At 47.8% G+C, this 11,250-nt stretch carries 11 protein-coding genes and 1 pseudogene; 10 read left to right on the top strand and 2 right to left on the bottom strand.

Annotated elements, in window-relative coordinates; all coding sequences use genetic code 11:
- Nucleotides 1-4: 4 nt before the first annotated feature.
- Nucleotides 5-1,306, top strand: coding sequence for an adenylosuccinate synthase (locus ABLA33_RS09390; RefSeq protein WP_347720103.1), 1,302 nt, complete (start codon nucleotides 5-7; stop codon nucleotides 1,304-1,306).
- Nucleotides 1,307-1,560: 254 nt separating this feature from the next.
- On the opposite strand, the gene rfbB is transcribed toward ABLA33_RS09390, so the two are convergent.
- Nucleotides 1,561-2,673 carry a dTDP-glucose 4,6-dehydratase gene (rfbB, locus tag ABLA33_RS09385; protein ID WP_347720101.1) on the bottom strand — a complete coding sequence of 371 codons (1,113 nt, stop codon included), beginning with the start codon at nucleotides 2,671-2,673 and terminating at the stop codon, nucleotides 1,561-1,563.
- A 475-nt stretch (nucleotides 2,674-3,148) separates the two neighbouring features.
- Here rfbB and ABLA33_RS09380 point away from each other — a divergent pair, with 475 nt between their 5' ends.
- Both ABLA33_RS09380 and ABLA33_RS09375 read left to right on the top strand, forming a co-directional pair.
- Nucleotides 3,149-3,313 (top strand): hypothetical protein, encoded by a 165-nt coding sequence (locus ABLA33_RS09380; RefSeq protein ID WP_347720100.1) that lies wholly within the window; start codon nucleotides 3,149-3,151, stop codon nucleotides 3,311-3,313.
- Nucleotides 3,314-3,505: 192 nt separating this feature from the next.
- On the top strand, nucleotides 3,506-4,615 hold the full coding sequence (locus tag ABLA33_RS09375; protein WP_347720099.1) for a sulfotransferase: 1,110 nt from the start codon (nucleotides 3,506-3,508) through the stop codon (nucleotides 4,613-4,615).
- Between the two features lie 565 nt (nucleotides 4,616-5,180).
- Here the strand turns inward: ABLA33_RS09375 and rsmA are convergent.
- Nucleotides 5,181-5,981: a 16S rRNA (adenine(1518)-N(6)/adenine(1519)-N(6))-dimethyltransferase RsmA gene (gene rsmA, locus ABLA33_RS09370; protein WP_347720102.1), complete on the bottom strand. Its 801-nt coding sequence runs from the start codon at nucleotides 5,979-5,981 to the stop codon at nucleotides 5,181-5,183.
- Nucleotides 5,982-6,131: 150 nt separating this feature from the next.
- On the opposite strand from rsmA, the gene ABLA33_RS09365 reads away from it, so the two are divergent.
- From ABLA33_RS09365 to ABLA33_RS09335, 7 genes and pseudogenes are all read left to right on the top strand, one after another.
- On the top strand, nucleotides 6,132-7,112 hold the full coding sequence (locus tag ABLA33_RS09365) for a lysylphosphatidylglycerol synthase transmembrane domain-containing protein (protein ID WP_347720098.1): 981 nt from the start codon (nucleotides 6,132-6,134) through the stop codon (nucleotides 7,110-7,112).
- Between the two features lie 24 nt (nucleotides 7,113-7,136).
- Nucleotides 7,137-8,597: an aminoacyl-histidine dipeptidase gene (locus ABLA33_RS09360; RefSeq protein WP_347720097.1), complete on the top strand. Its 1,461-nt coding sequence runs from the start codon at nucleotides 7,137-7,139 to the stop codon at nucleotides 8,595-8,597.
- 122 nt (nucleotides 8,598-8,719) lie between these two features.
- Entirely contained in the window at nucleotides 8,720-9,421 is a 702-nt protein-coding gene (locus ABLA33_RS09355) for an SIMPL domain-containing protein (protein ID WP_347720096.1), read from the top strand.
- Nucleotides 9,411-9,815, top strand: a complete 405-nt coding sequence (locus tag ABLA33_RS09350; protein WP_347720095.1) for a DUF2752 domain-containing protein — start codon at nucleotides 9,411-9,413, stop codon at nucleotides 9,813-9,815. Before ABLA33_RS09355 ends, ABLA33_RS09350 begins: the two co-directional genes overlap by 11 nt.
- Nucleotides 9,816-9,899: 84 nt before the next feature.
- Entirely contained in the window at nucleotides 9,900-10,418 is a 519-nt protein-coding gene (locus ABLA33_RS09345; RefSeq protein WP_347720094.1) for a CD225/dispanin family protein, read from the top strand.
- 16 nt (nucleotides 10,419-10,434) lie between these two features.
- Nucleotides 10,435-10,740 (top strand): CD225/dispanin family protein, encoded by a 306-nt coding sequence (locus tag ABLA33_RS09340; protein ID WP_347720093.1) that lies wholly within the window; start codon nucleotides 10,435-10,437, stop codon nucleotides 10,738-10,740.
- A gap of 10 nt (nucleotides 10,741-10,750) precedes the next feature.
- A pseudogene (locus tag ABLA33_RS09335) lies at nucleotides 10,751-11,250 on the top strand (sodium:solute symporter); the annotation flags it as partial.

Raw genomic sequence — 11,250 nt, 5'->3', positions numbered from 1 at the left:
CGAGATCTATCGCTGTGACTGGAGTTCAGACGTGTGCTCTTCCGATCTAGTTGACGCCCTGCTGGGCATTGTCTTTGGTGACGAAGGCAAAGGAAAAGTTGTAGACTACTTCACACCGAAGTACGACGTCGTTGCACGCTTTGCAGGCGGCCCTAACGCTGGCCACACCATCATCTTCGATGGAAAAAAATTTGTTCTCCGCTCTATACCCTCAGGTATCTTTGATGAAAACAAGGTGAACATTATCGGCAACGGCTGCGTCATTGCTCCCGACCTCTTTATGGCTGAGGCAAACGAACTCGAAACAGCTGGCTACTCGCTCACAAGCCGCCTGCACATCAGCAAGCGCGCACATCTCATCCTGCCAACCCATCGCGTGCTCGACCGCGCTTATGAAGCGGCAAAAGGCGAGGCAAAAGTGGGAACAACGGGTAAGGGTATCGGCCCGACTTATTCAGATAAGGCTGCCCGCGTGGGACTTCGCGTTGGCGACATCCTCGATAACTTCCAAGAGAAATACGACAAACTAAAAGCACGCCATATCCAAATCCTCAACGACTTACACTTCACCGACTACGACATTACGGAAGAAGAGAAGCGCTGGATGGAAGGCGTGGAATACTTAAAGAAATTCCAACTCTCCGATACTGAAATCGAAATCAACCGCCTCCTGGAAGAGGGCAAGAACGTCTTGGCAGAAGGCGCACAAGGTTCGCTCCTCGACATAGACCACGGAACCTACCCCTTCGTTAGTTCATCTTCAACCACAGCTGGTGGTGTTTGCTCGGGTCTGGGCGTTGCTCCTCGACACATCCATCGCGTTTTCGGCATTTTCAAGGCCTATTCTACGCGCGTTGGCTCAGGTCCGTTCCCCGTTGAGCTCTTCGACGAAACTGGAGATACCATCCGCCACATTGGCAATGAGTACGGCGCAGTCACAGGCCGCAACCGCCGCTGCGGATGGGTTGACCTCGTGGCTCTGAAGTATGCCATCATGATCAACGGTGTGACAGATCTCGTTATGATGAAGGGCGACGTGCTCGACAGCTTTGAAACCATCCGCGTGTGTACAGCTTACAAGAAGGGCAACGAACAAACTACCACGATGCCTTACGACACAGAAGGCTGGGAGGCAGTTTATGAAGATCTTCCTGGTTGGAAAACATCGCTTACCGAAATTCGCGACGAGCGCGACTTCCCTGCAGCTTTCCAGTCCTATATCGACTATTTGGAACGAGAACTTAACACGCGCATTTCTATTGTCAGCGTAGGCCCGGATCGAGAGGCAACAATCATCAGAAAGTAAAAAAACGGCTCACTCCCCCATTGCGTTTCAACGCAAACGAGAAGTAAGCACCACTACAATAAGGACAGCCACAGGTTCACAAGAACTCTGTGGCTGTCCTGCTTTTCTGCCGTTCAATCGCCTTCGCCCACTTTTTTGTTGTCACACTGTTGTCACAGACATAATACTTACGCTGTCAAGCAGTTAAATCCCAATCGTGACGACGTGACGACGTGACAACAAAAAATAACTTCTGGAGAGGAGAAAGTATGCTCTTATTTATACATTCTCTCGTAGTATTCTTGATAATCTTCCCCGCTCACATCTTCAATCCAATCATGGTGTTCGAGATTCCAGCGAATAGTTTTCTCGATGCCTACTTCAAAGGTCGTTTCGGGGAACCAACCTAAGTCGGCCTTTATTTTGCTGGGATCTATGCCATAGCGCTGGTCGTGGCCCAGGCGATCTTTCACGAAACTGATAAGGTCGTCGTTGATCCACTCAAGTCCATCTTGGCGCTTCAGCAGAACACGGAACTGCGGATTCTCTTCCATCAAGCGGCGAATAGTGCGGATGATGATTTTCACAATCTGGATATTCTGCCGCTCATTGTGACCGCCCACGTTGTATATACTTCCATCTTTGCCCTTCGTAACCACGAGGTCGATAGCCTTACAGTGGTCTTCCACATACAGCCAGTCGCGAACATTTGTTCCCTGCCCGTAAACAGGAAGTTGCTTACCCTCAAGGATATTATTGATAATCAGCGGAATCAGCTTTTCGGGGAATTGATAAGGTCCATAATTGTTGGAGCAGCGCGTAATGCTGACGGGCATTTTGTAGGTGTCATGATAAGCACACACCACGAGGTCGGCACTTGTCTTTGAGGCACTGTAAGGGCTGTGCGGTTGCAGCGGAGTTTCCTCTGTGAAGAATCCCTCATCGCCCAGCGAACCGTAGACCTCATCAGTAGAAACCTGATGAAAGCGAACACCGGACTGCCAAGTGGGATAGCCCTGCTCATCTTTTCCCGTTACCCACGCGCGGCGAGCACAATCGAGCAGATTCTGCGTACCGAGAATATTGGTTTGAAGAAAGAGTTGTGGATTCTCAATAGAGCGATCTACATGACTCTCTGCGGCAAAGTTTACCACCACATCAAAGCGATATTTCGTAAAGAGCTCATCCACCAACTGACGGTCGCCGATGTCGCCACGCACAAATTCGCACCTGTCGTGGTCGATGTCCTCAGCAATTGTGCCGAGATAGCCCGCATAGGTCAGCAGGTCAAGAACAACCACGCGAACATCCTCATATTTTTTGAGAATATACTTCAAATAGTTTGCGCCGATAAAGCCGGCAGCTCCTGTCACTAAATAAGTCTTCATAAAATCTTTTTTATTTATAGACAAAAGTAATATTGTAAAGTGACAATTACAACTATATTCGTTGAAAACAGGCTTTTCGCGTCTATTTATACCTTTTGATTGCTCGTTTCTTAGGTAAGAGTCAGACTTTTTTCTCTCGAAAGCATACTGCTCTGCCTCGTGGAGAATCTCACAAAAAGTCTTTATTTCTTTTTCCTTTCACCGCAAAAGCCTACCTTTGCGCCTGCTTCAGGATTCTATAGTGATCTGAACCCTTCTTGCTCTTTACTTTTACAAAGAGATTTATAGCAATAAATCGTATCTCAACTCCGCGCATCGCTGATATTTATTTTGCGTGTGCTACACATACAAACAGATTTTAATACAAAGCGGAAAGAGACAAGAATAATAGGAATAGTTCACCTCCCCATAAACAAAACATTTCGCAACAAGAATTAATACATAAATGAAAGCCTACAAAAAGCCCCAGAACAGAGTGATAAACATAAGCACAAGAAGCACGTTCGCCGATTTCATTATATCCAGCAAAGAAAGTTACGAGCAATGGTCACGCCAGCAGGATACGCATGGCGAGATCCTTGAAGGAGAAACTGAAAACTCCAACTTTCAGCCCTACACCTCGTGGGAAGGACTGGACTAACGGCTCATAGATGTTTTCAACCTATTTCTATCAACAGCGGAAAGCCTCCAAAGGAGCTTTCCGCTGTTGTTTTTTTCAGATGCAACACTTCTGCTCCACAACACAAGAGGAGCTTTCCTTTATTGCTTATTTTGAATAGCATAAAGGAATATTGCACACAATAATGTAACTTTGCAAAAAATCAAGACTATTATGGGACTTCTTCAATTCGACAAGTTGCCGGTCAACAACCTTGTAGGGGCTGACTGGAACACTTATAAGGAAATTCTTCAAGGCCGTGAAATCGACAAGGGCTATCGTGGAAAATATCGCCTCACTACTGCCGTTTGCCGATTGTTATCCACGCTCGCACCCATACAAGAAAGGCGTTACCAAAAACGTTTGGCCAACCAACCGCTGAAGCACGATCCCGTATTCATTTTGGGGCACTGGCGGTCAGGAACGACCTTTGTCCACAATGTTTTGTCCTGCGACAAGCACTTTGGCTATAATACGACCTATCAAACGGTATTCCCCCACCTCATGATGTTTGGGCAACCATTCTTCAAGAAAAATATGTCGTGGCTCATGCCGAGCCATCGCCCAACGGACAACATGGACTTGGCCGTTGACCTGCCGCAGGAAGAGGAATTTGCTATGACAAATTCCATGCCCTACACCTATTATAATATGTGGTACTTGCCGAAGTACTGGCAGGAATATGCCGACAAGTATTTGCTCTTCAAGGACATCACGCCGGAGGAACTCAAGCGCTTCGAAGAGGAGTTTATCAAAGTCATCAAAATTGCCCTTTGGAACACCAGCGGCACGCAGTTTCTCTCCAAGAACCCGCCCCACACGGGCCGCGTAAAGGAGCTGGTGAAGATGTTCCCTAATGCCAAGTTCATCTACTTGATGCGAAATCCATACACCGTATTTGAATCCACGCGTTCCTTCTTCACCAATACCATTCAGCCTCTCAAGCTGCAAGACATCTCGGAGGAAGAAATCGTGAAGAATATCCTGACGACTTACACGAAGCTCTACGACAAATACCAGGCCGACAAAGTTTGCATCCCGGAGGGAAATCTCATCGAAGTGAAGTTTGAAGACTTCGAGCAAGATGCACTTGCCATGACGGAAAATATTTACTCCTCATTGCAACTCCCAGGTTGGGACGAGGCGCATACGGCCATCGAACAATACGTTAATGCAAAGAAGGGCTACAAGAAGAACAAATATGCCTACAAACCCGAGACCGTCCGCTTGGTCAATGAAAACTGGGGACGCGCCATAGACGACTGGGACTATGAGCGACTCTAAGCCTCAGCTTCCCCCACAGAAGCTACAACGCAGTTAGAAATAAAGATCATCATGAGAGTTCCGCCCTACAATATCTCCGTAGGGCGGAACTCTTGCTTTTATCAAATCAGTGGCAAAAACCGTATGCGCAATGACGCGACAATGCTAAGAAAACTGCCCTTTAATTTGACAACACGCTTTTTCGTTCCAGAAAAACACATCATAAGATTCTTACGAGAAAACGTTGAACCGTCCGAAAAAAGAGAGGAACAAACCATTTTTCTCTTTGTTTTTTGCGAAAAAAGGTAGGAAAAGTGCTTTTTTCAGATAATTTCGGCCATCAATACGTGCTGACAAGCCATATTTTTCCTTATTGTGTCAGTCTGAGCAATAAGGAAATTTTCAAACGCAATAAGGCTATCAGCTGACAGCCTTATTCTATTCTCCGACAACCTTATAGAATAGGTCGGTCAGATTAGAGGAGTCTGAACACAAGTCTACTTCAATTTAATTTTTAAGCCACTCTCGAGAGTACAGACTGCGAACTATTTTTACAGAATATAAGAGCGTTAAATCCTCGAAGGATTTAACTAATTTCTTTCTCAATCCGATTAGTTAGTTCCACAAACTCGTCCACGCTGAGCTGCTCCGGACGCTTCGTCAGCTCGGGGTGAGCCAAGAACTCCGTATGGTCGCGGTTGGGTGAAGTTTGTGCAAAGAACGGTTTGAGTGACACGCGCAACATTTTGCGGCGTTGCTGGAACACGGCCTTTACTACTTTCTTGAGCAACACCTCGTTGCAACCGCATTCGTGTATATCGTTGCGCGTCATGCGTACCACCGCGCTGCGCACCTTTGGAGGAGGATTGAACACACCGGGCTCGACGGTGAAGAGGTACTCAACATCGTACCAACGCTGCAGCAACACGCTCAAAATGCCATAAGACTTTGTGCCGGGATGTGCCGCAATGCGTTCGGCCATCTCTTTTTGAATCATTCCCGTGCAGCAGGGAATAAGCTCTTTGTAGTCGAGCATTTTGAAAAATATCTGGCTGGAGATATCGTAAGGATAATTGCCTGTAAGCACAAAAGGCTTGCCGTCAAATACTGTATTGAGGTCCATACGGAGAAAATCCTCGCCCAGAATGTTATCCCGCAATTCGGGCCAACGTTCAAGTAGGTAAGCCACACTTTCGCGGTCGATCTCCACCACCTTCACCTCTCTGTCCTTGGGCAAGAGGTATTGTGTCAGCACGCCCATACCAGGGCCTACTTCGAGAACGGGCAACTGCGGGCAGGCATCTACGGTGTCGGCGATGCGCTCAGCCACATGGAGGTCGGTCAGAAAGTGCTGACCGAGATTTTTCTTAGGTCTTACTGATTTCAACATATCGGAATTGTTACCGGAAAGGAACCACGCAAACGTAGGTTACTCTGATTGTGCAAAAATTGAAGACAATTCTTTGGAACATTGGGCAGATTGTCCTAACTTCGCATTGGAGACGTCACAAAAGTACGCATTTCCCTACGAAACACATTGAAGATTCTTAAGAAGATACTGCAACTGGCGCTGCCCTTTGCTTTTGGGCTGGGCATTCTGTGGTGGATGTACCGCGGAACAGATTGGCGCGACTTTTTCCGTAGTGTGTTCGGCGAGATGAAATGGGGGTGGATGCTTTTCTCCTTTATTTTCGGCATTCTGGCCCAGCAAATCCGGGCTTGGCGCTGGAAGATGGCGCTCGAGCCGCTGGGCGAACATCCGCGCCGCAGCAGTTGTGAGAATGCTATCTTTATTAGCTATGCCGCTTCTTTAGTGATTCCTCGTGTAGGCGAAGTGACGCGCTGCGGCACACTAAAGAAATACGATGGCATCTCTTTCACAAAATCGCTCGGAACGGTTGTCACGGAGCGCATGGTCGATTCTCTTGTCATGCTTCTCCTCACAGCGGTTGCTTTTCTCTGTCAAATCCCCGTATTCCTCAAGTTCCTTCGCACCACAGGTATGGACTTCCGCGGATTTTTCGGGCAATTCACCAGCACAGGCTACCTCGTCACGGTGCTTTGTCTTATCATGGCCGTTGGAGCATGCATATTTCTCCTCCGTCGCTATTATTCTCGTGGGCGCGACTTGCTAAAGGATCTTTGGGCGGGAGTGCTCTCCCTCAAAGATGTTCGTAATCTGCCACTCTACATCTTGATGAGTTTCGGCATCAACCTTTGCTATTACCTCCATTTCTACGTTGCTTTTTTCTGCTTCAACTTCACAAGCGGCATCAACCCTATCGAAGCATTCCTTATATATTGTGTAGGAATGTTCGCCGTACTCGTGCCAACACCTAACGGGGCAGGACCGTGGCATTTCGCCGTTAAAACGATGCTTGTCCTTTATGGAGTGGCAGAGAAAGAGGCCATACTCTTCGCCCTCGTAGTCCACACGCTGCAAACGGGCCTTGTGGTGCTCCTCGGAGCTTTCGGATTTGCCCGCCTCTCTATGAAAGACAAAAGAGAAAACAACTAATAATAACTCTTAACCATAATAATTATGAGTGAAATCAAGAATTTGCAGCCACAGGCTGTTTGGAAAAATTTCTACTTACTGACTCAGGTACCACGCCCTAGCGGCCATTTGGAAAAGGCTCAGCAATTCCTGTTGGATTGGGCCAAGGAACGCAATATCGAAGCCTTCAAAGACGAGGCTGGAAATATCATCATGCGCAAAGCAGCCTCTAAAGGCTACGAAGACCGCAAGATGGTGGTCATGCAGGGCCACATAGACATGGTTCCGCAAAAGACAAAAGAATCTACCCATAACTTCGAGACTGACCCCATTGAGACCTACGTGGACGGAGACTGGGTGAAGGCCAAAGGCACTACTCTCGGCTCGGACGATGGTATGGCAGTGGCCACTATGATGGGCATCCTCGAGGACGACACTATTGAACACGGCCCGCTGGAGTGCTTAATCACGGCTGATGAGGAGACAACGATGTACGGAGCTGAGAACCTGGCCAGTGACACCTTGCAAGGTGAGATTCTCCTCAATCTCGACAACGAGACAGAGGGCGAAATGGTTATCGGTTCAGCAGGTGGCGTTGATCAGAATGCAGTGCTGGAATATCAGGAAGAAGAAACCGATGGCGGCGATGCAGCTGTCAAAGTGGTTATCAAAGGTTTGCTCGGCGGCCATAGTGGTTTGGAAATCAACCAAGGTCGCGCTAACGCAAACAAGCTGATGGGCCGTCTCGTTCAAGATGCTATGGCCAATTTCGAAGCACGTCTCTGCAGCTGGGTGGGAGGAAATATGCGCAATGCTATTCCGAGTCACGCCGAAGTGGTACTTACGCTTCCGAAAGAGAATGTTACTGCGCTGAAAGAGGATTGTATCGCCGACTGGAAAAAGGTTTTCACTGACGAGTTTGCCTTTGTTGAGAAGCAGCTCGAACTCCTCTGCGAGGACGTGGAACGCCCCGCTAAGCAAGTGCCAGCTGAAATTGGCGACAACTTAGTTAACGCTATTTGCGCCTGCCACAACGGACCGATGCGTATGATTCCAGAAATCCCCGACGTAGTGGAAACCAGCTCCAACCTTGGTATCGTGGAGATTGGAAACGGGATAGCGAAGTTTATAGTACTGGTACGCTCCAGCCGCGATAGCATGCGCGAATGTTGCGCTGAGACAATCGAGAGCGCGTTCTCAATGGCGGGCATGAAGGTTACTTATGCTCATCAGTATCCAGCTTGGCAGCCCAATCCGCAAAGCGAAATCGTGGCACTGATGCAGAATGTCTACAAAAAGCTTTTTGGTACTGACAATCGCGTGGGTGTTGTTCACGCCGGCCTTGAATGTGGTGTCATCGGTGCCAAATATCCCAAAATGGACATGGTAAGTTTCGGTCCGACGCTCCGTTCTCCGCACACGCCCAACGAACGTTGCAACATTCCGTCGGTAGAACGCTATTGGCAGTTCGTACTTGAGACGCTGAAAGAAACGCCGAAGAAATAATTTTATAGTAACGAGTGACAAGCCTGAAGTAGCAGTTGAACAGTCCACTTATTGTAACCACATTTTGTTACCTCTGCCTTGTCGCTCGTTACTTTTTATTTATCACTCAAAACTTTCAAAAAATGAAGAACTTAAAGGTAGAATCCATCGTCTTGGCTGTAGGACTCGCCATCTTAGGTGTATTCCTCTATTGTGGCTTGAGAAGTTTTTCTCGGCAGGACCGCATCGTCAACGTTCGAGGTTTGGCTGAGAGAGAAGTAAAGGCCGACCACGTTATCTGGCCCATCATGTTCAAGACATCCAGCAACGATATGCAAGACCTTTACCGCCAGCTTAATTCAGCCAATGCAATCATCAAAACCTGGCTACAAGCAAACGGCATTCCTGCAAATGAAATCAGCGTAGGTGCTCCTCAGATTTCGGACCTTAAAGCTAATCAATACTCCGACCTTTCTGATCGTGACCGCTTCTCTTTGTCTTGCGTGACAACAGTAAGCACTTCACAAGTTGATAGGGTGCGTTCACTGATTCCCCGCGTCGGCGAATTGCTCGCTAAGGGTGTAGCCATTGCCGGAGACGACTATAGCAATCAGGTGCAGTATGATTTCACCAAACTCAACGCCATCAAACCGCAGATGATTGCAGAAGCAACGAAGAAAGCCCGCGAGGCTGCCGATAAGTTCGCAAAGGACTCCGACAGCAAGATTGGCAAAATCAAGAGCGCAACCCAGGGACTTTTTGAAATAGACGACCGCGACCAATATACTCCGTATATAAAGAAAGTTCGCGTAGTTACATCTCTCAACTTCTATATTGAAAACTAACGTCCTCTTAGAGACAATAATTAGAAACAAGCGTTGGCTGATAGCTGCTGTTATAGTGGCTATCGGCCTTTTGCTGTTTATTTTCGATCCAGTGCAGACACAGTGGTCGCCAAAGTGCGTGGTGAAAGCTGTCACTGGCTACGACTGTCCCGGCTGTGGCTTCCAGCGAGCAGCTCATGCCGTGCTCCACGGACAATTTATGGATGCCGCCCACTATAACCTCTTTCTGCTCTTTGCCCTTCCCTATCTTTTTCTGCTCGTTCTCAGTGATTGGCTGCTGCGCGGTAAGGCGCAAGCTCAACTGAAGCGTTTCACCCATCATCGTTATTGGCTTTGGACATATATAGTCCTATTTTTCACGTGGTGGATACTGCGAAATTTGCTCGGACTATAAGGATGTCAGCCACTTTTCTAAAGAAAACCTTGGATAGGTCTATGAAATAACATATTTTTGCTTTTTAGATAAACTTATCCCCTTATGGAACAATATTTCTATCTTGATGTAAACAAAGTGCAGCAAGGTCCTGTTGACGGATCTCAGCTGGTTAAGTTAGGAGTAACTCCTACAACGCTCGTTTGGAAACAAGGCATGGCGCAGTGGACACCTGCTGGACAAGTGCCCGAACTCGCAGCTATCTTCAACGTTCTTGAAGAAGTTCAGCAACCGCAGCAAGGCCCACAATTTGGCCCTCAAGTTGCTCAGCCCAACTTCTATAACCAGCAGGCATACAACCAAGCGCCGCAAATGCCACCCCCTCCTGATAATTACTTAGTATGGGCCATTCTCGCTACAATCTGCTGCTGTCTGCCATTTGGTGTAGTTTCTATTGTTTACGCTGCAAGGGTAAACGGACTTTATCAAATAGGACAATACCAAGAAGCCTTAGCAGCCTCTAACAGTGCAAAGACATGGGCCATTGCCGCTGCTATATGTGGGGTTGTCATTGGTATCATCTACTTCTTCATTGGACTGACGCAAGGTCTTTTGCTCAGATAATCAATTGTAGCTATATATGAATCCAGACTATCTGCAGGCTGCTAACGAACAGCCTTCACGCCCTCCTATGCCCGATAATCATCTGGTTTGGGCCATCCTTTCTACCTGCATGTGCTGCTTTCCCTTTGGCGTAGTTTCTATTGTTTACGCTGCACAAGTGGAGAATCTCTACTGGAAGGGCCGATATGAAGAAGCTTTTGATAAAGCAAACAAAGCGCGCAAATGGGCCATTGCTTCAGCAGGTGCGGCAGCAACAGTCTGGATGATTTATGCTTTGATCCTTTTAATTATTTTTATCTCAGGTTTTAAGCAACCACATTAACATACGAACTATGTCCACAGGACTACTTATGCTGTTGACATTGGCGTTCTACTTCCTACTGCTGCTTTTCATCTCTCGGAAAAGCAGCAGTAGCCATGATAACAACGCTTTCTTTAGAGCCAACCGCCGTTCACCGTGGTGGATGGTGGCTTTTGGTATGATAGGCGCCAGCATCTCGGGCGTATCGTTCATTTCCGTACCGGGCTGGGTAGGCGCAACTCAGATGACATACCTTCAGATGTGCGCCGGCTTTTTCTTTGGCTATGTAGCCGTAGCTTTCCTGCTCCTACCGCTCTACTATCGCCTCCAACTCACCTCCATCTACACTTATCTGGGCGAACGCTTTGGGGAAAACACCCACCGCACGGGGGCACTCTTCTTTCTCCTTAGCAAACTTACCGGTGCAGCCGCGCGGCTCTACCTCGTGGTACTCGTGCTCCAGCAGTTCATTGCCGAACCGCTTGGCATCCCCTATCCGCTCACCGCTCTCATCACACTGCTGCTCATCTG

The organism is uncultured Alloprevotella sp., assembly GCF_963536905.1.
Classification (GTDB): domain Bacteria; phylum Bacteroidota; class Bacteroidia; order Bacteroidales; family Bacteroidaceae; genus Alloprevotella.
Note: the sequence above shows the minus strand (reverse complement) of the source record. Positions and strands in the feature narration are given on the sequence as shown.